The sequence below is a fragment of the Streptomyces sp. NPDC014801 genome, assembly GCF_043082085.1.
Classification (GTDB): Bacteria; Actinomycetota; Actinomycetes; order Streptomycetales; family Streptomycetaceae; genus Streptomyces.
Map to the genome: position 1 here is coordinate 172,353 of NZ_JBIBXG010000002.1, position 22,712 is coordinate 195,064.

At 73.9% G+C, this 22,712-nt stretch carries 22 protein-coding genes; 9 read left to right on the forward strand and 13 right to left on the reverse strand.

The window, feature by feature from the left end:
* The first annotated feature begins 71 nt into the window (after positions 1 to 71).
* A complete protein-coding gene (locus ACF1AL_RS04290; RefSeq protein ID WP_391697003.1) occupies positions 72 to 416 on the forward strand; it encodes a hypothetical protein in 345 nt (114 codons plus the stop codon).
* 101 nt (positions 417 to 517) lie between these two features.
* Here the strand turns inward: ACF1AL_RS04290 and ACF1AL_RS04295 are convergent, their stop codons facing one another.
* From ACF1AL_RS04295 to ACF1AL_RS04305, 3 genes are all read right to left on the reverse strand, one after another.
* Entirely contained in the window at positions 518 to 1,186 is a 669-nt protein-coding gene (locus tag ACF1AL_RS04295; RefSeq protein WP_391778900.1) for an O-methyltransferase, read from the reverse strand.
* A gap of 137 nt (positions 1,187 to 1,323) precedes the next feature.
* Positions 1,324 to 3,543 (reverse strand): catalase/peroxidase HPI, encoded by a 2,220-nt coding sequence (gene katG, locus ACF1AL_RS04300; RefSeq protein ID WP_391778901.1) that lies wholly within the window; start codon positions 3,541 to 3,543, stop codon positions 1,324 to 1,326.
* A 47-nt stretch (positions 3,544 to 3,590) separates the two neighbouring features.
* On the reverse strand, positions 3,591 to 4,022 hold the full coding sequence (locus ACF1AL_RS04305; protein WP_366839918.1) for a Fur family transcriptional regulator: 432 nt from the start codon (positions 4,020 to 4,022) through the stop codon (positions 3,591 to 3,593).
* A gap of 261 nt (positions 4,023 to 4,283) precedes the next feature.
* Between ACF1AL_RS04305 and ACF1AL_RS04310 the strand changes: the two genes are divergently transcribed.
* Together ACF1AL_RS04310 and ACF1AL_RS04315 are read left to right on the forward strand one after the other, a co-directional pair.
* Positions 4,284 to 4,691, forward strand: coding sequence for a 5-carboxymethyl-2-hydroxymuconate Delta-isomerase (locus ACF1AL_RS04310; protein WP_391778902.1), 408 nt, complete (start codon positions 4,284 to 4,286; stop codon positions 4,689 to 4,691).
* Positions 4,685 to 5,374 (forward strand): DUF6882 domain-containing protein, encoded by a 690-nt coding sequence (locus ACF1AL_RS04315; RefSeq protein ID WP_366839920.1) that lies wholly within the window; start codon positions 4,685 to 4,687, stop codon positions 5,372 to 5,374. The genes ACF1AL_RS04310 and ACF1AL_RS04315 overlap by 7 nt, the downstream gene beginning before the upstream one ends.
* A gap of 67 nt (positions 5,375 to 5,441) precedes the next feature.
* Here the strand turns inward: ACF1AL_RS04315 and ACF1AL_RS04320 are convergent, their stop codons facing one another.
* Both ACF1AL_RS04320 and ACF1AL_RS04325 read right to left on the reverse strand, forming a co-directional pair.
* Positions 5,442 to 6,008 carry a TetR/AcrR family transcriptional regulator gene (locus ACF1AL_RS04320; protein ID WP_391696989.1) on the reverse strand — a complete coding sequence of 189 codons (567 nt, stop codon included), beginning with the start codon at positions 6,006 to 6,008 and terminating at the stop codon, positions 5,442 to 5,444.
* 10 nt (positions 6,009 to 6,018) lie between these two features.
* On the reverse strand, positions 6,019 to 6,600 hold the full coding sequence (locus ACF1AL_RS04325; protein WP_391696986.1) for a sugar O-acetyltransferase: 582 nt from the start codon (positions 6,598 to 6,600) through the stop codon (positions 6,019 to 6,021).
* Between the two features lie 121 nt (positions 6,601 to 6,721).
* Between ACF1AL_RS04325 and ACF1AL_RS04330 the strand changes: the two genes are divergently transcribed.
* Positions 6,722 to 7,153 (forward strand): plastocyanin/azurin family copper-binding protein, encoded by a 432-nt coding sequence (locus ACF1AL_RS04330; RefSeq protein ID WP_391696983.1) that lies wholly within the window; start codon positions 6,722 to 6,724, stop codon positions 7,151 to 7,153.
* A 132-nt stretch (positions 7,154 to 7,285) separates the two neighbouring features.
* Here the strand turns inward: ACF1AL_RS04330 and ACF1AL_RS04335 are convergent, their stop codons facing one another.
* From ACF1AL_RS04335 to lnt, 5 genes are all read right to left on the reverse strand, one after another.
* A complete protein-coding gene (locus tag ACF1AL_RS04335; RefSeq protein WP_391696980.1) occupies positions 7,286 to 8,647 on the reverse strand; it encodes an MFS transporter in 1,362 nt (453 codons plus the stop codon).
* Positions 8,648 to 8,854: 207 nt separating this feature from the next.
* Complete coding sequence (locus ACF1AL_RS04340; RefSeq protein ID WP_391696977.1) at positions 8,855 to 11,140, reverse strand: GAF domain-containing protein; 2,286 nt, start codon at positions 11,138 to 11,140, stop codon at positions 8,855 to 8,857.
* 65 nt (positions 11,141 to 11,205) lie between these two features.
* A complete protein-coding gene (locus ACF1AL_RS04345; RefSeq protein ID WP_391825466.1) occupies positions 11,206 to 12,006 on the reverse strand; it encodes a 3-hydroxybutyrate dehydrogenase in 801 nt (266 codons plus the stop codon).
* Positions 12,007 to 12,060: 54 nt separating this feature from the next.
* Complete coding sequence (locus tag ACF1AL_RS04350) at positions 12,061 to 12,540, reverse strand: NUDIX domain-containing protein (protein ID WP_391778903.1); 480 nt, start codon at positions 12,538 to 12,540, stop codon at positions 12,061 to 12,063.
* Between the two features lie 25 nt (positions 12,541 to 12,565).
* Positions 12,566 to 14,218, reverse strand: coding sequence for an apolipoprotein N-acyltransferase (gene lnt / locus ACF1AL_RS04355; protein ID WP_366839928.1), 1,653 nt, complete (start codon positions 14,216 to 14,218; stop codon positions 12,566 to 12,568).
* A gap of 561 nt (positions 14,219 to 14,779) precedes the next feature.
* Between lnt and ACF1AL_RS04360 the strand changes: the two genes are divergently transcribed.
* Positions 14,780 to 15,790, forward strand: coding sequence for an O-antigen ligase family protein (locus ACF1AL_RS04360; protein ID WP_391778904.1), 1,011 nt, complete (start codon positions 14,780 to 14,782; stop codon positions 15,788 to 15,790).
* A gap of 32 nt (positions 15,791 to 15,822) precedes the next feature.
* Here ACF1AL_RS04360 and ACF1AL_RS04365 read toward each other — a convergent pair whose 3' ends face one another.
* Together ACF1AL_RS04365 and ACF1AL_RS04370 are read right to left on the reverse strand one after the other, a co-directional pair.
* Positions 15,823 to 16,371: a hypothetical protein gene (locus tag ACF1AL_RS04365; protein WP_366839930.1), complete on the reverse strand. Its 549-nt coding sequence runs from the start codon at positions 16,369 to 16,371 to the stop codon at positions 15,823 to 15,825.
* A 275-nt stretch (positions 16,372 to 16,646) separates the two neighbouring features.
* A complete protein-coding gene (locus ACF1AL_RS04370) occupies positions 16,647 to 17,432 on the reverse strand; it encodes a glutamate racemase (protein WP_391778905.1) in 786 nt (261 codons plus the stop codon).
* Positions 17,433 to 17,471: 39 nt separating this feature from the next.
* Here ACF1AL_RS04370 and ACF1AL_RS04375 point away from each other — a divergent pair, with 39 nt between their 5' ends.
* Positions 17,472 to 18,665, forward strand: a complete 1,194-nt coding sequence (locus tag ACF1AL_RS04375; RefSeq protein ID WP_391778906.1) for a glycosyltransferase — start codon at positions 17,472 to 17,474, stop codon at positions 18,663 to 18,665.
* 18 nt (positions 18,666 to 18,683) lie between these two features.
* Here ACF1AL_RS04375 and ACF1AL_RS04380 read toward each other — a convergent pair whose 3' ends face one another.
* The gene (locus tag ACF1AL_RS04380) at positions 18,684 to 20,114 is read right to left on the reverse strand and encodes a TerD family protein (protein WP_391779177.1); all 1,431 of its coding nucleotides are present in this window, start codon (positions 20,112 to 20,114) and stop codon (positions 18,684 to 18,686) included.
* Positions 20,115 to 20,419: 305 nt separating this feature from the next.
* Between ACF1AL_RS04380 and ACF1AL_RS04385 the strand changes: the two genes are divergently transcribed.
* From ACF1AL_RS04385 to ACF1AL_RS04395, 3 genes are all read left to right on the forward strand, one after another.
* Positions 20,420 to 20,857 (forward strand): DUF6643 family protein, encoded by a 438-nt coding sequence (locus ACF1AL_RS04385; RefSeq protein ID WP_366839933.1) that lies wholly within the window; start codon positions 20,420 to 20,422, stop codon positions 20,855 to 20,857.
* A 41-nt stretch (positions 20,858 to 20,898) separates the two neighbouring features.
* Positions 20,899 to 21,744, forward strand: coding sequence for an MOSC domain-containing protein (locus tag ACF1AL_RS04390; RefSeq protein ID WP_391778907.1), 846 nt, complete (start codon positions 20,899 to 20,901; stop codon positions 21,742 to 21,744).
* A gap of 314 nt (positions 21,745 to 22,058) precedes the next feature.
* Entirely contained in the window at positions 22,059 to 22,664 is a 606-nt protein-coding gene (locus tag ACF1AL_RS04395) for a hypothetical protein (protein ID WP_391779178.1), read from the forward strand.
* Positions 22,665 to 22,712 lie beyond the last annotated feature (48 nt).

Consider the following 22,712-nt stretch of genomic DNA (forward strand, 5'->3'; position numbering starts at 1 on the left):
GAAGGTGTGAGTACCGCCGCACGGGTGGTTACCCGGCACACGAACCCCCTCAACCTCGAAAAGAGGCAGTCATGAAGCCCGCGAGCGAAGGCGACGAGAAGCAGCGTGCGGCCGCCGCCCGGCAGGAGCCGCGCGATCCCGTGCGGAAGGGATCGGCGCAGGCGTCCCCGGGGCGCGGCCTCCCGGAGTACGGCGAGCGGCACGAGCGGGTCTTCCAGGCCCTCACCGCGGCCCAGGAGCACCACGGCGGTGACGCCGTCCACCTGGAGGAGATCTCCCGCGCGGCCGGGATCCCGGAGGAGGAGACCCGGGAGCTCCTGCACGAGCTGACGCAGGTCCACCGGCTCACCACGGAGCTGGCCGGATCGGACCGGCCGGACCTGGGGCCGAGATACGAGACCGCGCCGCGGCTTTGACCTTCCGCCTTGCCTCACCCCCTCTCGGGACAACGCGCGACCGCCGGTCGCCCGTCAGCTCGTCGTCCGTCAGTCCGTCAGTCCGTCAGTCCGTCAATCCGTCAATCCGTCACCAGCGCCAGCATGAAGCCGTCGTAGCCCTTCTCCCCCACGGTCTGCAGGGTCGTGGCGGTCAGCCGGGGGTGGGCGGCGATGAGCTCGGTGAAGCGGCGTACGCCCTGGACGCGCGGGTCGGAGCTGTCCGCTTCGGTGACGGCGCCCTCCCGTACGACGTTGTCGGCGACGATGACGCTGCCGGGGCGGGTCAGCTTCAGGGCCCACTCCAGATAGGCGGGGTTGGAGGGCTTGTCGGCGTCGAGGAAGACGAGGTCGAAGGGGCCGGCGCCCTCCTGAACGAGCCGGGGCAGGGTGTCGAGGGCCTTGCCGAGGCGGATGTCGACGAGGTGGCCGAGGCCGGCGCGCGCCACGTTCGCGGCGGCGACGGCGGCGCACTGCTCGTCCACCTCCAGGGTCACCACGCGCCCGTCGCCGGGGAGGGCGCGGGCCAGCCAGATCGTGCTGTAACCGGCGAGGGTGCCGATCTCCAGCACGGTGCGGGCGCCGCGGATGCGGGCGAGAAGGTTCAGCAACTTGCCCTGGTTCGGGGCGACATGGATGGCGGGCAGCCGTTCGGCGTCCGCGTCGGCCACGGCCGCGCGCAGGGCGTCGTCCTCCTCGACGAGCAACTCGTTGAAGTAGGCGTCGACGACGGTCCACGTCTCCTGCGGCACGGCGGGCTCCTTGCGAGTCGAACCAGTGAGTTTCCAAAGGGAACTTACTACACCGCGGTCCGGGGACGACCGTGATCGCCGCACGCGCAAAAAGGCCGGGCCGGCCCCGAGGGCCGGCCCGGCGGGAGCGGGAGCGGTCAGACCAGGTCGAACCGGTCGAGGTTCATGACCTTGTCCCAGGCCGCGACGAAGTCCTTGACGAACTTCTCCTTCGCGTCGTCGCTCGCGTAGACCTCGGCCAGCGCGCGCAGTTCGGAGTTCGAGCCGAAGACGAGGTCGGCGCGGCTGCCGGCCCACTTCAGCTCGCCCGTGGCGGCGTCCCGGCCCTCGAACGTGGTCTGGTCCTCGCTGGTGGACTTCCACGTCGTGCCCAGGTCGAGCAGGTTGACGAAGAAGTCGTTCGTCAGGGCACCCGGGGTCTTGGTGAAGACGCCGAGCTGCGACTGCTGGTGGTTGGCGCCCAGCACGCGCAGGCCGCCGACGAGGACCGTCATCTCGGGGGCGCTCAGGGTGAGCAGGTTGGCGCGGTCGAGCAGCAGGTACTCGGCCGGCAGGCGGTTGCCCTTGCCGAGGTAGTTGCGGAAGCCGTCCGCGACCGGCTCCAGCGCCTCGAAGGACTCGGCGTCGGTCTGCTCCTGCGTCGCGTCGACGCGGCCCGGCGTGAAGGGCACCTCGATGTCGAAGCCGGCGTCCTTGGCGGCCTTCTCCACGGCGGCGCAGCCACCGAGGACGATCAGGTCGGCCAGGGAGACCTTGCGGGCGGACCCGGCGTTGAAGTCCTGCTGGACGCCCTCGAGGGTGCGCAGCACGAGCGCGAGCTGGTCGGGCTCGTTGACCTCCCAGCCGCGCTGCGGCTCCAGGCGGATGCGGGCGCCGTTGGCTCCGCCGCGCTTGTCGCTGCCGCGGAACGTCGAGGCCGACGCCCACGCGGTGGTGACCAGCTGCGCCACGGTCAGACCCGAGTCGAGCAGCTTGCCCTTGAGGACCGCGATGTCGGCGGCGCCGATCGGCTCACCGTCGGCCTCCGGCAGCGGGTCCTGCCACAGCAGGGTCTCCGCCGGGACCTCCGGGCCGAGGTACAGGGACTTCGGGCCCATGTCACGGTGCGTCAGCTTGTACCAGGCGCGGGCGAAGGCGTCGGCGAACTCGTCCGGGTTCTCGTAGAACCGGCGGGAGATCGGCCCGTAGATCGGGTCGAGCTTCAGCGCCAGGTCGGTGGTGAGCATCGTCGGGCGGTGCTTCTTCGACGGGTCGTGCGCGTCCGGGACGATCTCCGGGGCGTCCTTGGCCACCCACTGCTTCGCGCCGGCCGGGGACTCGGTCAGCTCGTACTCGAACTCGAAGAGGTTCTTGAAGAAGCCGTTGCTCCACTGGGTCGGGGTGGTGGTCCAGGTGACCTCCAGGCCCGAGGTGATGGTGTCCGCGCCCTTGCCGGTGCGGTAGGTGGACTTCCAGCCCAGGCCCTGCTCCTCCAGGGAGGCGGCCTCGGGGTCGTTGCCGATGTGGTCGGCCGGGCCGGCGCCGTGCGTCTTGCCGAAGGTGTGGCCGCCGGCGATCAGCGCGACGGTCTCCTCGTCGTTCATCGCCATGCGGCGGAACGTCTCACGGATGTCGCGGGCCGCGGCGAGCGGGTCCGGGTTGCCGTTGGGGCCCTCGGGGTTGACGTAGATCAGGCCCATCTGGACCGCGCCCAGCGGGTTCTCCAGCTCGCGGTCGCCGCTGTAGCGCTCGTCGCCGAGCCAGGTGGTCTCGGGACCCCAGTAGACGTCCTCCTCCGGCTCCCAGACGTCCTCGCGGCCGCCGCCGAAGCCGAAGGTCTTAAAGCCCATGGACTCCAGCGCCACGTTGCCGGCGAGGATCATCAGGTCGGCCCAGGACAGGTTCTTGCCGTACTTCTTCTTGACCGGCCACAGCAGACGGCGGGCCTTGTCCAGGTTGGCGTTGTCCGGCCAGCTGTTGAGCGGGGCGAACCGCTGCTGGCCGGCACCGGCGCCGCCGCGGCCGTCGCTGATGCGGTAGGTGCCGGCGCTGTGCCAGGCCATGCGGATGATCAGCGGGCCGTAGTGGCCGAAGTCGGCGGGCCACCAGTCCTGCGAGGTGGTGAGCACCTCGGCGATGTCGCGCTTCACCGCGGGCAGGTCGAGGCTCTGGAACGCCTCGGCGTAGTCGAAGTCCTCGCCCATCGGGTTCGCCACGGGCGGGTTCTTGGCGAGGATCTTCAGGTTGAGCCGCTCAGGCCACCACTGGCGGTTGCCGCCGCCCTGCGTGGGGTGCGGCGCGCGTCCGTGCGCGACCGGGCAGCCACCCGCGCCCTCCGTCTTGGGGTCGGTGACGATTGCGTCAGGGTTCTCGGACATGGGGATCCTTCCGAACTAAGCGGATCATCGTGCGAACTGCTTGCGGATCAGGGTGCTGACGTACCTGCGGTGGAGCAGTCGGGGCACAGGCCCCAGTAGATGACCTCGGCCTCGTCGATGACGAAACCGTGGTCGTCGGATGCGGTCAGGCAGGGGGCCTCGCCCACTTCGCAGTCCACGTCGGCGACGGTCCCGCAGGACCGGCACACGACGTGGTGGTGGTTGTCCCCCACCCGCCCCTCGAACCGGGCCGGGCTGCCGGCCGGTTCGATACGCCGTATGAGCCCGGCCGCGGTGAGCGCGTGCAAGGCCTCGTAGACGGCCTGGACGGAGATGTGGCCGACACGGGCCCGCACGCCGCCGGCGATGGCCTCGACATCGAGGTGGTCGCCCTCGCGGACGGTCTCCAGCAGGGCCACGCGGGCGGCCGTGACCCGCAGGCCGGCGCCGCGCAACTCCTCGGCAGCGGATGCGCTCATGGCGAGCAACCTACTCCGTCAGACACGAGAGGTACAGAAAAACGAACGATTCAATTTAGTGACCTGGGGAAGAACGGCCGGCGAAGTCGCGTCACGCACCGTACCGGAGTCATGGCAGACCGTACCGGGTGGCGACCCTCCCTCCACACCTTCGATCCGGCCGCGTCCCGGGGTCGCGAGCGGGACCCACGCGGGCGGGCTGCCGGGGATGCGCGAAAATAGTTGCCTGAAGTAACCAGCATTCGCGCGAAGGGGATCGCAGTGCCGCACATCACCATCGACTACTCCTCGCAGCTGGACGGTGCCTTCGACCGGGAGACCCTCGTGAAGGAGCTGCACACGACCGTGGTCACGGACTCCGGCTCGACGGGCGTCTGCAAGACCTTCCTGCGCCCGGCCGAGGCCTACGTCGGGGACGGGCGGGCGCCCTTCGTCCATGTCGACGTGGGCCTGCTGCCCGGCCGCTCCGAGGCGCTCAAGGCCCGCCTGGCCGAGACGGTCCTGACGATCCTGCGCGGCCATCTGCCGCCGGAGAGCGGGCAGGACGTGGTGTGTTCCGTCGAGGTGCGGGACCTGGCCGCGTCCTACCGCCTGACGCCCGGTGCCCGCGCGACCGGGGACCCGCACACCGGGGTCGCGCGTCCGGCCCCTACGCTCGGGGCATGGTGAGTGAGTTCAGCGACGCGTTCCTCCTGGAGGCCGAACGGCACGCCGCGTGGGGCGCGGCCCAGCTCGAGGCCCTGACCGCCTTCCTCCCCGAGGCCCCGTGGACCGCCGACCTGCCGGCGTGCCGCTACCGGCAGGGGGACGTCGAGCTGCGGGTGGCCGTCCTCGGCACCTACGACACGGACGAGCAGTCCTGGATGTGGGGCTGGGCCAACCCGGGTCTGCGCGGCACCGAGGTGGTCGCGCTCGCCGACGCGGTCGCGCGGTACGGACACGCCCACGGCATCCCCGAACTCACCGAGCCGGTCCTGGAGTTGTCGGGCTTCTCCGACCCGCGCCGCGCTGCGGAGACGCTGGCCTTCGCCGGCATGGGCGTGGCCGAGGCCCCCGGGTACATCGGGGTCGCGGCGGGGCCGGCGACGCGGGTGTACTTCCTGCCCGACGACCCGCGGGTCCCGCGCGCCGGCTTGGACCCGGTGACGCTGCCGCGCACCCTGCTCACCGGGGCCGGCCTGATCGGCCGTTCGGCCCGGCACGTGGTCGGGGGCTACTTCGACCACCACGGTGTGCCGCAGCGCGCGGAGGACGACCGGATCGTCGCGGGCCTGCCCGGCGGCAGCGCGGTCGAGGTCCGCTTCGACGCCGTGGGCCGGATCGGCGGCGTGGAGGTGAAGGTCCTGCCGTAGGCGGTGCCGGACGGTTCGAGGCCGTGCGCCGCCGGGCCGGCGGGCGGGCGCCCCGGGGTGCGCGGCGTCAGGGGCGGGCGCGGCCGCCCGGGTCTGGGGCCGTGATGCGGGCGATGGCCTCGACGGTCAGCGCGCGTGCGTGCGGTTCCACGGCCAGCGCCCGGTGCAGTGTGAGCCCCTCGATGAGGGCGTCCAACTGGCGGGCCGTGTCCGGGTCGAAGTGCTTCTCCAGGTGCCCGCGGCTGCGCTCCATCCACGCGTGGGTGAGGACGCGGTAGGCCGGGTCGCGGGCGGCCAGCGTGTACAGCTCCTGGGCGAGCACGAGATCGCGCCGGCTGCCCTCGGACAGGGCGTGCACCAGGTCGGCCACGGCCCGGCGGGCCTGCTCCCGGTCCGCCGCGGCCCCCAGGTGCGCGTCGAACAGCCCGGCCATGCGGTCGGTGAACCGGCCGAAGGCCTCGTGCAGCAACTGCTCGATGCCGTCGAAGTGGTAGGTCATCGACCCGAGCGGCACGCCCGCGCGGGTGGCGATCCTGCGGTGCGAGACCCGGGCGATGCCCTCGTCGGCGATGACGTCCAGCGTGGCGTCGAGAATGCGGGCGCGGCGCTGCGGGTCGGTGTGTCCGGTGGCCATCGGGGCGTGCTCACAGATTCCGGACCGGCCGGGCCGGGTTCCCGACCGCGACGACGTTCGCGGGGACGTCCTTGGTGACGACGGCACCGGCTCCGATGACGGAGTTGTCCCCGATGGTGACGCCGGGCAGGACGATGACGCCGCCGCCGAGCCACACGTTGTCGCCGATGGTGATGGGCCGGGCCGCCTCCAGCTTGTCGCGGCGGGGCTGCGGCTCCAACGGGTGGGTGGGCGTGAGCAGTTGCACGTGGGGGCCGATCTGGCAGTCCTCGCCGATGGTGACGGCGGCGACGTCCAGGGCGGTGAGGTGGTAGTTGACGAAGGTGCGCGCGCCGATCGTGATGTTGCTGCCGTAGTCGACGTACAGGGGCGGGCGCACGTGGGCCTCGTCGCCGAGGGAGCCGAGGAGTTCGGCGAGCAGCGGGCGGGCCGCGTCGGCGTCCTCGGCGTAGGCGGCCTGGTAGCGGGCGGCCAGGCGCACGGCCCGCTGCTGCCGACGGGCGATCTCGGGGTCGTCGGCGATGTAGAGGTCGCCCGCGAGCATGCGCTCCAGGTGCGTGCGCGGATCGTCCGCGAAGTAGTCCGGCGTCATGCGTACGAGCGTACTCTCCAGAGCGTACGATCGTACGCTCCCTTCCCCGCACGCCCGATGAACCGCCTGGCATTTCCGAACGTATGGGACATAGAGGGCGATACCCAAGGGGATGAGCACGATGGCGATCTCGACACACACCACCCGTACGGCGGCCGGCACCGCGGCGGCGGCCTTCGCGGCCGCACTGGTCCTCGCGGCCTGCTCCAGCGGGGGCGGCGGCGGTCACGCGAAGAGCTCGGGCAGCGCCGCCGCGGCGCCGGCGACCGGTACGGGGACACGGGTGACCGTCACCGAGACCGAGTACGGGCTGAAGCTGTCCCGGTCGTCCTTCGCGCCCGGCACCTACACCTTCGTCGCGGACAACGCCGGCCACATCACGCACGCCGTGTCCATCGACGGCCCCGGCGTCGCGGACGCCCGGACCAAGAACGTCCAGAGCGGGCAGACGGCGCCGCTGACGGTGACCCTGAAGAAGGGCACCTACGACGTGTACTGCCCGATCCCCGGACACAAGCAGCTCGGCATGGACCAGCACATCACGGTCGGCTGAGCCGGGCACGGCCGGCCGCCACCAGCCGGGGCGTCCGCCCCGAGAAGGGGGGCGCCGGAGGCCGCCGCTGCCGGGCGGCCTCCGGCAGCGCGGCGCCCCCTCCGCCGGGCACGGAGGGGGCGCCGTCGCGACTCACACGTCGGCGCGCACCGGCGCCGGCGTCTCGGGGACGACGTCGGCGAGGTCCCGGCTGCGGGTCTCCTTCGCGCAGAGCACCGCGACGACCGTGAGCAGGGCGGCGGCGATCACGTACAGCGCGATCGGCGTGGAGCTGTCGTAGTCGGACAGCAGCGCGGTGGCGATCAGGGGCGCCGGGGCGCCGGCGGCGACCGAGGAGAACTGGGCGCCGATCGAGGCGCCGGAGTAGCGCACCCGGGTCGCGAACATCTCGGCGAAGAACGCGGCCTGCGGGGCGTACATGGCGCCGTGCAGGATCAGGCCGACGGTGACGGCCAGCAGCAGGCTGCCGAAGCTCTTGGAGTCGATCAGCGAGAAGAACGGGAACATCCACAGCCCGACGCCCACCGCGCCGATGAGGTAGACCGGTCGCCGGCCGATCCGGTCGGAGAGGGCGCCCCAGGCCGGGATGACCGCGAAGTGCACCGCCGAGCCGATCAGCACCGCGTTGAGCGCGGTCTGCTTGCTCAGTCCCGCCGAGGTGGTGGCATAGACGAGGATGAAGGCGGTGATGACGTAGTAGCTGATGTTCTCCGCCATCCGGGCGCCCATGGCGACCAGGATGTCCCGCCAGTGGTTGCGCAGCACCGCCAGCAGCGGCATCTTCTCGACGGCTCCCGTAGCCGCCTTGCGCTGCTCGGCGGCGGCCAGCGCGGCCTTGAAGACCGGGGACTCGTCGACCGACAGCCGGACCCACAGGCCGACCAGCACCAGCAGACCCGACAGCAGGAACGGGATGCGCCATCCCCAGGTGCCGAAGGCGTCGTCCGACAGGGTGGCGGTCAGCAGCGACAGCACACCGGTCGCCAGCAACTGCCCGGCGGGCGCCCCGGTCTGCGGCCAGGAGGCCCAGAACCCGCGCCGCCGCGCGTCCCCGTGCTCCGACACGAGCAGGACGGCGCCGCCCCACTCACCGCCGAGCGCGAATCCCTGGACCAGCCGCAGGACGGTCAGCAGCACGGGCGCCGCGGTCCCGATGGTGGCGTGGGTGGGCAGCAGCCCGATCGCGAAGGTGGCTCCGCCCATCAGCAGCAGGCTGAGCACGAGCAGCTTCTTGCGGCCCAGCCGGTCGCCGTAGTGGCCGAAGACCAGCGCGCCCAGCGGCCGGGCCGCGAACCCCACGGCGTAGGTCAGGAAGGACAGCAGCGTGCCGACGAGCGGGTCGGAGTCGGGGAAGAACAGCTTGTTGAACACCAGGGCCGCGGCCGACGCGTAGAGGAAGAAGTCGTACCACTCGATGGTGGTGCCGATGAGGCTGGCGGCGACGATGCGCGGGAGGGTCGCGGGGGGCGGGGATGCGGTCGTTCCGGAGGCCATGTGCGCCACTTCCTCGTGTGCGGTGGGGACGGGTACGTGCTGGCACACCGTAGAAACGCCCAGGTCAGGCGGACATGTGGCGGGGCACCATAGTTCGGCGCCGCCCTATGTGCGAAACGCGCCGTCCCACCCGTCCGCACAGCCCGGCCCCACCAGTCGCGCGGGGGCACGGAGTTGCCCGCGTGGGGCGCGGGCCCGAGGAGCGGCTCAGTCGTGAGTGGGGGCCGTCGTGGTCTGCTCGCCGGCGGACAGGCGATGCAGGCGCAGGGCCAGTTGGATCTCCAGGGCGCGGGCCGGGCTCTGCCAGTCGTCGCCGAGGAGGCGGGCCACCCGGTCCAGGCGCTGCGCGACCGTGTTGACGTGGACGTGGAGGGCGTCCTTGGTGCGCGCGGGGCTCATGCCGGAGGCGAAGTACGCCTCCAGGGTGTGCAGCAGGTCCGTGCCGCGGCGGGTGTCGTAGTCGACGACCCGGCCTATGGTGCGCTCGACGAAGCCGGCGATGTCCCGGTCGCCGGCCAGCAGCAGCCCGAGGAAGCCGAAGTCCTCGGCGGCGGCGCCGTCCCCCGACCGCCCCAGCAGGCGCAGCGCGTCGAGGCAGCGGCGGCCCTCGGCGTAGGCGGCGGCCACGGCCTCGGGGTGGGCGGCCAGGTCGGCCACGGGTCCGGAGGCGCCCACGGTGACCGCCTCGTGGACGGCGGTGCCCAGATGGCGGGCGGCGGAGCGGGCCAGCGCGGTCGCCGTCCCGCCGCGGGGCAGCGGCAGCAGCAGGACCGTGCCGCCGTCGCGTGCGGCGGCCAGGCCGTGCCGGGTCGCGGCCAGGTGGGAGGCGGCGGCCCACAGCCTGCGGCGGGCCTCGGCCTCCCGGTCGGCGTCGGCCGCGGGCGTGTCGAGGCGGGCGGCCAGCACCACATGGGTGGCGTCCAGGTCGGCGCGCAGGCGGGCGGCACGCTCGCGCAGCAGGCGCGGGTCGCGGTCGCGGACGTCGAGCAGGTCGTCCAGCAGCTCGCCCCGCACCCGCTGTTCGGCCTCGGCGGCGGAGCGTCTGGCGAGCAGCAGGAGGGAGGTCACCATCGCGGCGCGTTCCAGGGTGCGCTGGTCGACCGGGTCGAGAGCGGGGTGGCCGCGCAGCACGAGCGCGCCGAGCAGTTCGCCGCCCGCGGCCACCGCGGCGATCCAGTCGTCGCCGTGTCGTACGGCGTGTCCCTCGGCGCGCGAGGCCTCCAGCGCGGACGCGGGCGCCGCGTCGGCCTCGGCGAACTCCACGGTCCCGGAGAGCACTTGGGAGACGGCCGCGGCCACGTCGTGGACGCCGCCGCCGCGCAGGACCAGTTCGGCGAGCCGGTCGTGCACGTCCGAGGCGCGTTCGATGACCGCGCTGCGGTCCTGGATGATCTCGTTGGCCCGCTCCAGGTCGGCGAGGGCCGAACGGGTCTCGGTGAGCAGGTTGGCGGTGTCGATCGCGGCCGCGGCGAGCGCGGCGAACGAGCCGAGCAGGGCGATCTGCTCGCGTTCGAAGACGCGCGCGCGGCGGTCGGCCGCGAACAGCACGCCGATGACGTGCGGGCCGAGCATGAGCGGCACGCCGAGGATGGCGACCAGCCCCTCGTCGCGCACGCCGGTGTCGATGGTCGTGGTGTGCTGGAAGCGGCCGTCCTTGAAATAGTCGTCGGTGACGTAGGGGCGGGCGGTCTGCGCGACCAGGCCGCCCAGGCCCTCGCCCATGCCCAGGCGCAGCTGCTGGAAGCGGGCCGCGACCGAGCCCTCGGTGACCCGCATGTAGGTGTCGCCGCGCTCGGGGTCGTTGAGACTGAGGTAGGCGACATCGGTGCCCAGCAGGGAGCGGGCGCGCTGCACGATCGCCTGCAGGACCGCGTCGAGGTCCCTGAGGCCCGCGAGGTCGTGGGCGGTCTCGAAGAGCGCGGACAGCTCCGCCTCGCGGCGGCGCCGGCCGTCCAGCTCGGCGCGGACCCGCAGGGCGAGCAGCTTGGCGTGCTCCAGCGCGGCGATCCGCTCGGCCGGCCATCCCTCGGCGCGGGCCCGCAGCACCGGCTGCTCGAACGCGTCGGCGGCGGCGCCCCGGGCCAGCAGGTCGAGGAAGGGCGCCTCGACGTCGGGCACCTCGACGTCGGCGGGCTGCGCGTGGGGGCGTTGGGGCGCGGGGCTGTGACCTGCGGTGCTGTGGCCGTCGGGGCCGTGACCTGCGGGGGCATCGTCGGCGGGGCCGTGACCTGCGGGGCCATCACCGTCGGAGCCGTGGCCGTCGGGGCCGTGACCGTCGGGGCGTCCCACGGCGTCGGCGCGTGCTTCGGCAGCAGAGGTCTCCTCGCCCGCGTGTCCCCCGGCGGGCCGCAGGCGCTCGCCCGCGCGGCGGGGGCCCTCGCCCGCCTGCCCGCCTGCGGGGCGGGACGCGGGGGCGGAGAGCTCCCCGGTGGGGCCGGGTGCGGCGGCCTCCCGTGCCGGGCTCCGGTTCGACTGCACGTGATCGCGGGACATGGTCACAGGATTACCCATCACCGGGGCGTCGCGTCAGGCCTGTGGACAACCCGGCACCGGGCCGCTCAGTGCGCGGTCCACCCGCCGTCGAGGACGAGGGAGGTGCCGGTGACGAAGGAGGCGTGCGGCCCGCACAGGTAGGCCACGGCCTCGGCGACCTCCTCCGGCTCGATCAGCCGCTTGAGAGCGCTGTCCTGCAGCATCACCTCGCTCAGCACGCGCTCCTCGGGAATCCCGTGCGCGGCGGCCTGGTCGGCGAGCTGCCGCTCGACCAGCGGGGTGCGCACATAGCCGGGGTTGACGCAGTTGGAGGTGACACCGTGGGCGGCGCCTTCCAGCGCGGCGGTCTTGGACAGCCCCTCCAGGCCGTGCTTGGCGGCCACGTACGCGGACTTGTAGGCGGAGGCCCGCAGTCCGTGCACGGAGGAGATGTTGACGATGCGGCCCCACCCCTGGCCGTACATGTGCGGCAGGGCGCCCCGGATCAGCCGGAAGGGCGCCTCCAGCATCACGGTGAGGACCGTGTGGAAGACCTCGGGCGGGAACTCCTCGATCGGGCGGACGAGCTGGATCCCGGCGTTGTTGACCAGGATGTCGGTGCTGGCGGCCACGTGTTCGGCGGCGTCCAGGTCGGTGAGGTCGAGGACGTGGGACTCCACGGTGCCGGGCAGGGACGCGGCCGGCTCGGCGAGTGCCGTGAGGCCGGCCGCGTCCCGGTCGACCGCCCGTACCTTGGCCCCGGCGGCGGCCAGCCGCAGCACACAGGCGCGGCCGATGCCACCGGCGGCACCGGTGACGAGGGCGGTGCGACCGCCGAGGTCGAGCGAGGGGGCGTGGGGACCCGGGAGCGGGCGGGGCGCGGTCATGGCACGACCCTAGGCGGCGACCTCACCCGACCCCATGTGGTCGGCGCACATACTTCACAGCGGGTTGCTGGTGTCGAACCATGTGGGTGACGGGGACAGGGCCTGCTTGATCCGGAAGAGCGCGAAGTCCTGCAGATCCGGCAGCGCGTCCACGTCGAACCAGCCGACCTCCAGCGACTCGTCGTCGTTGACGCGGGCCTCGCCGCCGACGGCCCGGCAGCGGAAGGTGATGTCCATGAACTGGCAGGTGTCGCCGTTGGGGTAGGTGAACGGGTCGAGTGCCTGGACGAGCACGACCCGTTCGGCGACGCAGCGCACGGCGGTCTCCTCGTACACCTCCCGCACCGCGCAGGCCGCCGGCTGCTCCCCCGGGTCCGGGATGCCCCCGATCACCGACCACGTGCGCGTGTCGGCGCGCCGCCCGAGCAGCACTCTGCCGACGTCGTCGAACGGGATGGCGGTCACCCCGGGCAGCCACAGCAACTGGTGTCCGGCGGAGGCCCTCAGGGTGCGGATGAAGTCGGGAGTAGCCATGGACCGACCCTAGCGGGCCGGTCCCTCAGACCCCGGCGGCCTCGGTCGACGCACCGCGGGCGGACGGCGGCACGTCACCGGCGCGCCGGCCGCGCACACCCGCGCCGATCGCCCAGCCGAGGCCGCCTGCGGCGATCAGCACCAGCGCGATCTCCGGGAGGACGCCCAGGTCAGTCGCGGGGGTCGTCGAGGACCGCAGCGGCACCTTCTGCACCAGCGAGTCGGCCACGAACATGCCCGTCCGCTGGGTGATCCGGCCGTCCGGCATGATGATCGCGCTGACCCCGCTGGTCACCGGGACGGTGACGGTGCGGCTGTGCTCGACGGCCCGCACCCGGGACATCGCGAGCTGCTGGTAGGTCATCTCGCTGCGGTCGAAGGTGGCGTTGTTGCTGGGCACGGAGATCATCTGCGCGCCGTGCGTGACGGTGTCGCGCACCGCCCAGTCGAAGGCGGCCTCGTAGCAGGTGGCCAGGCCGACCTTGGTGCCGGCCATGGTGAAGACGCCCGGCTTGGTGCCGGGGCTGAAGTCCTGCCGGGCCATCTCGGTCCAGTCGCTGTTGATCGCGCCGACGAGCGAGCGCAGCGGCAGGAACTCGCCGAACGGCTGGGTGCGGCGCTTGTCGTACGTCTGGGTGGGGCCCTTGGCCGGGTCCCAGAGGATCTGCTCGTTGTACAGCTTGCCGTCCCGCTCGACGACGCTGCCGACGGAGATGGGCACGCCGATGGACTTGGCGGCCTGGTCGATGACGTACGCGGCGTCCGCGTAGGCGAAGGGGTCGAGGTCGGAGGAGTTCTCCGGCCACAGCACGAAGTCGGGCCTGGGCTTCCTGCCCGCCTTGACCTCGGCGGCCAGCCGCTCGGTCTCGCGCGCGTGGTAGTCGAGGACGGCCCGGCGCTGGGCGTTGAAGTCCAGGCCCAGGCGCGGCACGTTGCCCTGGACGACCGCCACGGTCGCGGTGCCGTCCTCCGCGCCGTCGTGGACCAGGGTGCGCGCGGCGAGCGCGCCGGCCACGGGGACGGCCATGCTCAGCAGGGCCGCCGAGGCGGCGCCGCGCCGCAGCACGCGCGTGCGGCGCCCTTCCAGGGCGAGCCGCACCGTCTCGTAGAGGCCGAAGCCGCACAGCACGACCGCGAAGCCGAGGACCGGCGTGCCGCCCACCGCCGCCAGCGGCAGGAACACGCCGTCCGCCTGGCCGAAGGCGATCTTGCCCCAGGGGAAGCCGCCGAAGGGGACACGCGCGCGTGCCGCCTCACCGGCGATCCACACCGCCGCCGCCCACACGGGCCACACGGGCAGCCGGGAGACCGCGGCGATGCCCGCGCCGACCAGCGCGATGAACAGGGCCTCCACCGCGCTCAGCGCGAGCCAGGGCAGGGAGCCGACCTCGACACCCGTCCACACGAGCAGCGGCAGCAGGAAGCCGAGGCCGAAGAGGTAGCCGAGGCCGAGCCCCGCCTTCCAGCCGCGCCCGCGCAGCACCCAGCCGAGACCCGCGAAGGCCGGAAGGGCCAGCCACCACAGGGTGCGGGGCGGGAAGCTGACGTAGAGGAGCACTCCGCTGAGCACGGCCACGACGGCGGGGACGAGGCGTTTCAGGCGTGCGCCGCGTGCGGGGGACGCGCTGGAGGGTTCCAGCTGGTCCGCCGGGCCCACGGATGTTGCGGTGACGGTCACTCCGGGAGTGTACGGCGGGTGACCTCGGCGTCGACAGCGCCGACGGCCCGGACCGCAACCGGCGACGGCACCGGCCAGAACCGGCGACGGTCCGGTCCGGGCGGTCGCGGGCCCCAAAACCGGTCGGCCCGGGTCCCGCGACCGCCCGGACCGCACTCCGCGACCGCCGCCCGGACCGGAGCCTGAGTTGCGCCCCTTTCGCGCCCCCAGCGGCGCGCTCTTCGCGCCCCGGCGGCGCTCTTCGCGAGGGTCCGCGCGTGGTCCGCGCCCGGTCCGTGCCCGGCCGGCGCCCAGCGGGGCCGCAGCGGACGTCTCTCACCGCCGGACGGGCGGCTCGCCCGAGGTGCCCTCCCCTGTCACGTCGTGCCCGCGTATCTCCGCACAAGTCATCCACAAACCGCCCATCAGCGGTTACCGTGTGCCCGAGTCCCGGCGACGCGGCCGGGCGCGGGTCGGGGGCGACCGGGTGCAGGGGGACGGGTGGGGTCCACGGCGAGAACGTCCTCCGGGGACGGTCCGGAACCGGACGACGACAGACGAAACGTTTCCGACGCGGCCGGCATGCTGCTGCTCGGCGCGTGTTCCGCGTGGTCGCTGATCACGGCGGGCGTACACGACGGGCGGCCCGAGGGCGTCCTGCTCGCGGTGCTGGCCGTGGCGGCGGGCTGTGCCGCCGGGCGCATCTGCGGCGCGCTGCTGCCGGTCGCGGCGCCCGGTGCCGCGGCGGTGGCCGGGCTGGGTCTGGTGGCGACCACGCCGGGGCTGGCCGCGAGCCCTCAGATCAGCGCCCCTCTCGGGCACGCGGGCGCCACCTCGGCGGTGCTGACGCTGTCCGCGGGCGCCGCGTGCTGCGCCGCATGGGCGGCCGGAACACCGCGTGTGCGGCTCGCGCTGCGGCTGCTGGCGGCCGCGGCGGCGCTGACCGCGGCGGCGGTCGGATCCGTCACCGGGGTGATCGCCTGCACGGCGGTGCTGCTGTCCTCGCTGGCCGCGGGCCGGATGCGGCACCGCGGCCTCGGCGTCGCCGGACTCGCGGTCGCCGCCGCCGGGGTGACCGGGGCGGTGTGGGCGGTGGCCTCCCACGCCCTGCCGGAAGGGCTCACGACCGCCCTGGAGGGCCCGCTCACCCCGCACCGGGTGCTGCTGTGGCGCGACGCCCTGGGGCTGGCCCGGCACGACGCGGCGCTCGGGGTCGGCCCCGGCCGCTTCGGTGACCTGAGCGCGGTGGCCGTCGGTGCGCTCCCCCCGGACGGCAAACCGCATTCGGCGCCGTTGCAGCTGGTGGCCGAGCAGGGGGTGGTCGGGGTCGCCCTGCTGGCGGCGGTGTTCGGCTGGGTGCTCTTCGCGCTGTGGCGCTCACCGCGCTCCACGCCGGTCGCCCTCACGGCGGGCGCGACCCTGACGGCGCTGGCGGCGATCGCCTCGGTCGGCAACGCGCTCAGCTTCACGGCGGTGTCCGTGGGTGCGGGCCTGCTGGCCGGCGTGGCGACGGCCCGCCCGCTCACCGACGGGGGTGCGGCCGCCGCGCCGGCAGTACGGACGCGGGGAGACCGTGACCGTCTCGTCGGGTGAGCCGGCCGTTTCTCGATGAACCCGGCGAAGCGTCAGCGCACGGCGCCCGGTGCGTTCGGGCGCAGCCGGTCGCGGATCTGGCGGACGGCCGTCTCGGCGTTGTCGACCGTGATCGTGAAGGTGTGCCCGTCCCACAGCCGCAGCACCACGCCCTCGCCCCGGCGCACGACCACGGCCGTGCCCTTCTCGGGGCGCCAGCGGTAGCCCCAGCCGCCCCAGTGACGCGGGGTGACGTGCGGGGCGAGGTCGGCGCCCGCGATGTGCTCCAGGGGGATGCGGCGACGCGGCAGGCCGATGTGGCCGCAGCGCACCTCCAGGCAGTCCCGGTCGAGCTTGAGGTCGACGTGCACGAACGCGAGCGTGCCGAAGACGACGAGCAGGCCCGCGGCGATGCAGCCGACGACGGCCATGACCAGCGCGGTGACGCCGCTGGTCCATGCGGAGTTCACGGCCAGCTCGATACCGAGGGCCACACAGGCGACGCCGACCAGGGCCAGCAGCCACTGGACGCGGTTGGTGGCGCGTCCGTGCCAGACCACGGACTGCGGGGCGTCGTCGGCGCGGAGGCGGTCGTCCCTCATGTCTTTGAGGGTACTCATGTTTCGCAGAGCGGGTAGCGGGTCGCACACAGTGACTGCTCCGGCGGAGTACACACGCCGGGCGGCGGCCGTCCGCGGCCGAGTGGGGCGCCCACCGGCGGCCGTCTCCGCACGCGTGTGGCGGCCACGGGCGGCCGTCTCCGCACGTCGAGCGCGGCGGCCATCGGCAGCCTTCTCTGATCAGCTTCTCGATCGAGGGTGGCGGCCATCGGCGGCCGTACCAAGGAGTGTGGTGGCCGTCGCCTCCCGTCGCGGTGCTACGTCGCCGGGCTGACCTCCGGCAGCAGCCTGCCCTCCTGGTAGGCGAGCGCGGCCTGCGGCAGCATGCCCTCGCGGCCGCTGAGCAGCACCGTGAGGGTCCCGACGGCGGGCGCGTCGGGCGCCGGCTGCTCGCCCATGCGGCGCAGCGCCTGTGCGGCCACCGCCTCGGCCGACCCGCGCAGCGTCGGTTCGGGCGCACCGGGCTTGCTGACGGCGGCCCGGATGCGGTCCTCGACGAGCTCGTAGTGGGTGCAGCCCATGACCACGGTGGTGACCTCGTCCGGGGTCAGGGCGGCGGCCGCGGCGATCGCGGCGTCGATGGCGTTCTCGTCGGCGTGCTCGACGGCCTCGGCGAGTCCCCAGCACGGCACCTCGGTGACCGGGACGCCGTCGGCGAACTCGCGGATGAGCCCGCGCTGGTAGGCGCTGCCCGTGGTGGCGGGGGTCGCCCAGATGGCGACGCGGCCGCCGGCGGCCGCCGCGGGCTTGATCGCGGGGACGGTGCCGATGACCGGGATCGCCGGCTCCAGGCGGGCGCGCAGCGCGGGCAGGGCGTGCACGGTCGCCGTGTTGCAGCCGACGATGAGCGCGTCGGGCCGGTGGGCGGCGGCCGCCTCGGCGACGGCCAGGGCCCGCTCGGTGAGGTCCTGCGGGGTGCGCGGCCCCCAGGGCATGCCGTCCGGGTCGAGGGAGAGGACGAGATCGGCGTCGGGGCGCAGGCGCCGCACCGCGGCGGTGGCCGCCAGCAGCCCGATTCCGGAGTCCATGAGCGCGATCTTCACCCGGCCACGATAGACGATGGCCTCCGCCGGGCCGCCGTCGTGGGGCACACTGCGCAGGTGAGCGCCTTCGTGTGGATCGCCGCCGTGTCCCTCGCCGCCTGGCTGTGGCTGCTGCTCGTGCAGGGCATGTTCTGGCGCACGGACGTGCGGCTGCCGCCGCGCCGGGAACCGCGCGCGTGGCCGTCCGTCGGTGTCGTCGTACCGGCCCGTGACGAGGCGGCCGTGCTGCCGGACAGCCTGCCGTCGCTGCTCGCCCAGGACTATCCCGGGCGGGCGGAGATCTTCCTGGTGGACGACGGCAGCTCGGACGGAACCGGGGCGCTGGCGCGGGAACTGGCCGCGCGACACGGCGGTCTGCCGCTGACCGTGGACTCGCCGGGCGAGCCGCCCGCAGGCTGGACCGGCAAGCTGTGGGCGGTCCGGCACGGCATCGCGCTGGCACGCGCGCGTGAGCCCGAGTACCTGCTGCTGACCGACGCCGACATCGCGCACGCGCCGGACAGCCTGCGCCGGCTCGTCGCCGCGGCGGCGACCGGGGGCTTCGACATGGTGTCGCAGATGGCGCGGCTGCGGGTGGAGAGCCTGTGGGAGCGGCTGGTGGTGCCGGCGTTCGTCTACTTCTTCGCGCAGCTGTATCCGTTCCGGTGGATCGGCCGCCGGGGCGGGCGGACGGCGGCCGCGGCGGGCGGCTGTGTGCTGCTGCGCGCCGACACCGCGGTGCGGGCCCGGATCCCGGACGCGATCCGGCACGCCGTCATCGACGACGTGGCGCTCGCGCGGACGGTGAAGCGGGGCGGCGGGCACATCTGGCTGGGGCTCGCCGAGTCCGTGGACAGCGTGCGGCCCTATCCGCGGCTGTACGACCTGTGGCGGATGGTCTCGCGCAGCGCCTACGCGCAGCTGCGGCACAACCCCGCGTTGCTGCTGGGGACGGTCGCGGGTCTGGCGCTGGTGTACCTGGTGCCGCCCGTGGCGCTGGTCGCCGGGGCGGCCGCCGGCAGCGCTCCGCTCGCCCTGCTGGGTGGGGGCGCGTGGCTGGTGATGACGGGCACGTACGTGCCGATGCTCCGCTACTACCGGCAGCCGCTGTGGCTCGCGCCCCTGCTGCCCTTCACCGCCCTGCTCTACCTGCTGATGACCGTCGACTCGGCGGTGCAGCACTACCGGGGGCGGGGCGCGGCCTGGAAGGGCCGCACCTACGCACGCCCGGACGCCGTGACCGAGGAGGGCTGACGCCTGGGGGCCGCGGCCCTACTTGCGGCCCGGGGTCCAGTTCATGCCCCAGCCGTACGCGCGGTCGACGGTGCGCTGCGGGCTGACGCCCCGTTCGGGCACCAGGTAGCGGGCCTCGCGCTGGACGACGAGGTCGCCGCCGGTGTTGGTGATCAGGGCGAGGGCGCACACCGGTGAGGGGACGGTGCACTCGTCGAGAGAGAACTCGATCGGCGCGCCGTGCTGCGGCTGCAGGGTCACCGTGGCGTGCAGGTCGGCGAAGGACCGGGCGCCCTCGTAGATGGTGACGAAGACGAGGATGCGCCTGAGGTCGCGGATGTGGTCGAGGTTGACGGTGAGGTTCTCACCGGTCTCCACGGCGCCGGTGCGGTCGTCGCCGTCGAGGTGGATGTACGGCGGCTGGTTCAGGGCGCCGAAGGCGTTGCCGAGTGCCTGGACGACGCCCTTGCGGCCGTCGGCGAGTTCGTACAGCGCGCACAGGTCGAGGTCGAGGTCGTTGTGCAGGGCGACGGCCCGGCCGCGCTTGCTGCCCCAGCCCGAGAACTGTTTGCGCACCTGCCAGTTGAGGTTGACGCGCAGACCGCCGGAGGTGCCGCCCTGCTTGGCGAGGGAGACGGTCGGGGCGGCCTTCGTCAGCGTCACCTTGGTCAGCCGCACGGGCTGCGCCGGCGTGGCGGCCGGCGGAGCGGGCGGGGGCGGCGGGGTGCCGTGGCCCTGCGTCGGGGTGCCGTACGGCGACGCGGGCGGCGGGGTGCCGTACGGCGGCGCGGGCGTGCCGTAGGACGGCGCCGGGTTTCCCTGGGGCGGCGGGGTGCCGTACGGCGGCGCGGGCGGGGCGGCGGGCGCCGGCATCGTGACCGGGGGCGGCGTCGGCCGGCCGTCCCAGGGTGCCGCCGGCGGGGCGGGCTGCCCGGCGGGCGCGGCGTGCTGCGGTTCGTCGACGGTGATGCCGAAGTCCGTGGCCAGGCCCTCCAGTCCGCTGCTGTAGCCCTGCCCGACGGCACGGAACTTCCAGGCGCCCTGCCGGCGGTACAACTCGCCGAGCACGAAGGCCGTCTCGACGCTCGCTCCGGTGCTCTCGAAGCGGGCGACCACACCGCCCTGCGCGGCGTCGCGCACCTCGATGTACAGGCCGGGCACCTGCCCGAAGGTGCCGCCGTCGGCGGAGGCCGCGAGGACGATCCGCTCGATCGCGCCCTCCACGCGCGGGAGGTCCACCCACAGGGTGTCGGTCACCCGGTCGCCGGTCTGCCGCTTGCCCTCGTGCCGGACGGCGCCGGAGGCGTGGGCGGGCTGGTTGTAGAAGACGAAGTCGCCGTCGGAGCGCACCTTGGCGCCCGCCAGGAGCAGCGCGGAGGCGTCCGCGTCGGGCACGCCGGGGCCGGGCCGCCAGCCCAGCTCGACGCGCAGCGCCGTGCTCGGCACCGGCGTGTTCGATCCCTTGGTCATGGACATGTCCGCCCCCATCGCAAGTCGTCGCTCCGAGCCGCTCACCGTCGGCCACGGTCCGTCACATGATCGCCGGTACCGGTCTCCGCCGACGCTCTTTCAGGGTCCCATCCGGGGCCGCCCGGCACAGCCCGTCAACCGCCGGTAACCCGCTGGGAACTCGCGCTTTACAGGATCATCGCCGTCCGCGCCGCCCCTTTTTCCCAGGTTCGCTCGGATTGGGGATCCACGGTCACTCAGGGCACGCAAAACAACCCTCTTATCGGTCTCCCCAACCAGCACATCGTGGGCTTAACTTATGTGCCATGACCTCCCCCCGCTCCACTTATGGTGGCGGCTACTACTCCGCCTCTTTCCCGGACACCCCGATCTACGACTCGCTCGTCGCCGAGCGGGGCACTCCGCAGATCGCCCCGATCCGGGTCCCCGCCGCCTACGACGTGCCGAGCAGCAGCCAGCTGCCGGCACTGCCGTCGGCCCTGCCCGCCCTTCCGGCGGCACCGTCCCAGCCCGCCTACGGCTACCCGCACACGCCGCAGCCGGCCCCGCTGCAGCAGGCCCCCACGGCCTACATCCCGCAGCAGGCCACCGCACCGCGCGGCTACCCCGGCCCGCAGCCTCAGCAGCCCCGCCCGGCCGCGCCCGGCATGGGTTACGAGGCGATGCGTCCCGCCGCCGCCCCGCGGCCGGCCCCCGCGCCGTACCAGGACCCGTACAACAACCAGCAGTACCGCGGTTACTGATCCGCCAGGGGGATGTCCGGGCCGGCTGGCAGGATGTCCCCATGGGGAATGCGGAACTGCAGTCGATACACGTCCATCCGGTCAAGGCGTTCCGGAGCCTGTCGCTCCGGGAGGCCGTCGTGGAGCCCTGGGGGCTGGCCGGAGACCGGCGCTGGGTGCTGATCGACGACGGGGGAAAGGTCGTCACCCAGCGCGAGCAGCCGCGCCTCGCCCTGGCCGCCGCCGAGCCGTTGCCCGGCGGCGGCCTCCGGCTGTCCGCGCCCGGGCGGGAGCCGCTGACGGTCGCGGTCCCGAAGCCGGCCACCTCGACGGCCGGGGTCGCGACGGCGACGGCGGACATCTTCGGCGACAAGGTGGAGGCGGTCCTCGCCGACGCCGCCGCCCACGCCTGGTGCAGCGCCTACCTCGGCACCGGGGTGCGCCTGGTGCACATGGACGACCCGGCCTCCCGCCGCCCGGTCGATCCGGACTTCGCAGAGCCCGGCGAGACCGTCTCCTTCGCCGACGGATTCCCGCTGCTGCTCACCACCACCGCGTCCCTCGACGCTCTCAACTCCCTTCTGGCGGAGGGGGATCACGCTCACGAGGGCCCGCTGCCGATGAACCGCTTCCGGCCGAACGTGGTCGTGGCGGGCACCGAGCCGTGGGCCGAGGACGGCTGGTCCCGCATCGCCATCGGCGACGTGTCCTTCCGGGTGGCCAAGCCGTGCGGGCGGTGCGTGGTGACCACCACCGACCAGGACAGCGCCGTGCGCGGCAAGGAGCCCCTGCGCACGCTCGCCCGGCACCGCCGCATCGACGGTCAGCTCGTCTTCGGCCAGAACCTGATCCCCCTCTCCCCCGGCACGATCCGGGTGGGCGATCCGGTCCGCGTGCTCGCCCCCTGAGCCGGGGCGGTCCGTCGGCCCCTGAGCCCGGTACCGTGCGCGCGCACGCCCGGTACCGTGCGCGCACACCCTCCGTGCGTCGGGCCCGGGCCGCCCCTGAACCGAGCCGCGCTCGTGTCCGCACCGCGCGCCGCTCGCCTCCGCCTCGAACGGTCGTGTGACCGGGAACCCTCGCGCGACTCCCGCTCGTTGAGCGTCTGAGAGATTCATGAGAACCGCCGGTCGGAGGTGATTTCCCTCTCTCTTCCACCGGCTCGTGGGGTGGACGGCTCCGGCGGGAGTTATCACGGAGCGGAAGGGGGTGCGGGAGGATGGTGCGAGCGATCCTCGGGCTGTGGCGCTGGCGGCGCAATCCGCTGCGCCGCGGCACCGATCTGGCGGAGTCCTGGGTGGCGCTGGCGGCCCTGCTGCTCATCCTGTGCGTCGCGCCGCTGGCCGGCACCCTCGTCGGCCGGGCCGCCGACGGCGCCCTGCAGCGCTCGGCGCGCGAGCAGCAGCGCACGCGCTACGAGGTGGCGGCCACCGTGGTCCGCGAGGTCGAGCGCTCCCCGCTGGACCCGGGCCCCGAGGTCCCCACCGGGCGCGACACGCGCAGCCGGGTCCTCGCCGACTGGCGGGGCCCGGACGGCAGCGCGCACCACGCCCCGGTCCTGACGACGCTGAAGTCCCCGCACCACGGCGACCACTTCACGATATGGACGGACCCGCACGGCGAACTGGCGGCCCGTCCGCTGGACTCCACCACCGCCACCACGCACGCCGTCCTCGCCGGCACCGGCGCGGCCCTCGCCGTGGGCGGTCTGATCGAGGCGGGCAGACGGCTGATCGTCTGGCGCATGGTCCGGCGCCGCTACGCCCGCCTGGACCAGGCATGGTTGCGGGCGGGCCCGGACTGGGGCCGCACCGGCACCGGCAGCTGACCGCGTTGCGCCTCCGGTCAACTCCGCGGCCCCGCGCACGCTACGGTG

What these genes read in the sequence shown, in the direction of transcription:
- ACF1AL_RS04290 (WP_391697003.1), top strand. Translation starts at nt 72, where the DNA reads ATGAAGCCCGCGAGCGAAGGCGACGAGAAGCAGCGTGCGGCCGCCGCC.
- katG (WP_391778901.1), bottom strand. Translation starts at nt 3,543, where the DNA reads ATGTCCGAGAACCCTGACGCAATCGTCACCGACCCCAAGACGGAGGGC.
- ACF1AL_RS04305 (WP_366839918.1), bottom strand. Translation starts at nt 4,022, where the DNA reads ATGAGCGCATCCGCTGCCGAGGAGTTGCGCGGCGCCGGCCTGCGGGTC.
- ACF1AL_RS04315 (WP_366839920.1), top strand. Translation starts at nt 4,685, where the DNA reads ATGGTGAGTGAGTTCAGCGACGCGTTCCTCCTGGAGGCCGAACGGCAC.
- ACF1AL_RS04320 (WP_391696989.1), bottom strand. Translation starts at nt 6,008, where the DNA reads ATGGCCACCGGACACACCGACCCGCAGCGCCGCGCCCGCATTCTCGAC.
- ACF1AL_RS04325 (WP_391696986.1), bottom strand. Translation starts at nt 6,600, where the DNA reads ATGACGCCGGACTACTTCGCGGACGATCCGCGCACGCACCTGGAGCGC.
- ACF1AL_RS04330 (WP_391696983.1), top strand. Translation starts at nt 6,722, where the DNA reads ATGGCGATCTCGACACACACCACCCGTACGGCGGCCGGCACCGCGGCG.
- ACF1AL_RS04335 (WP_391696980.1), bottom strand. Translation starts at nt 8,647, where the DNA reads ATGGCCTCCGGAACGACCGCATCCCCGCCCCCCGCGACCCTCCCGCGC.
- ACF1AL_RS04340 (WP_391696977.1), bottom strand. Translation starts at nt 11,140, where the DNA reads ATGTCCCGCGATCACGTGCAGTCGAACCGGAGCCCGGCACGGGAGGCC.
- ACF1AL_RS04345 (WP_391825466.1), bottom strand. Translation starts at nt 12,006, where the DNA reads ATGACCGCGCCCCGCCCGCTCCCGGGTCCCCACGCCCCCTCGCTCGAC.
- ACF1AL_RS04350 (WP_391778903.1), bottom strand. Translation starts at nt 12,540, where the DNA reads ATGGCTACTCCCGACTTCATCCGCACCCTGAGGGCCTCCGCCGGACAC.
- ACF1AL_RS04360 (WP_391778904.1), top strand. Translation starts at nt 14,780, where the DNA reads ATGCTGCTGCTCGGCGCGTGTTCCGCGTGGTCGCTGATCACGGCGGGC.
- ACF1AL_RS04365 (WP_366839930.1), bottom strand. Translation starts at nt 16,371, where the DNA reads ATGAGGGACGACCGCCTCCGCGCCGACGACGCCCCGCAGTCCGTGGTC.
- ACF1AL_RS04380 (WP_391779177.1), bottom strand. Translation starts at nt 20,114, where the DNA reads ATGACCAAGGGATCGAACACGCCGGTGCCGAGCACGGCGCTGCGCGTC.
- ACF1AL_RS04385 (WP_366839933.1), top strand. Translation starts at nt 20,420, where the DNA reads ATGACCTCCCCCCGCTCCACTTATGGTGGCGGCTACTACTCCGCCTCT.
- ACF1AL_RS04390 (WP_391778907.1), top strand. Translation starts at nt 20,899, where the DNA reads ATGGGGAATGCGGAACTGCAGTCGATACACGTCCATCCGGTCAAGGCG.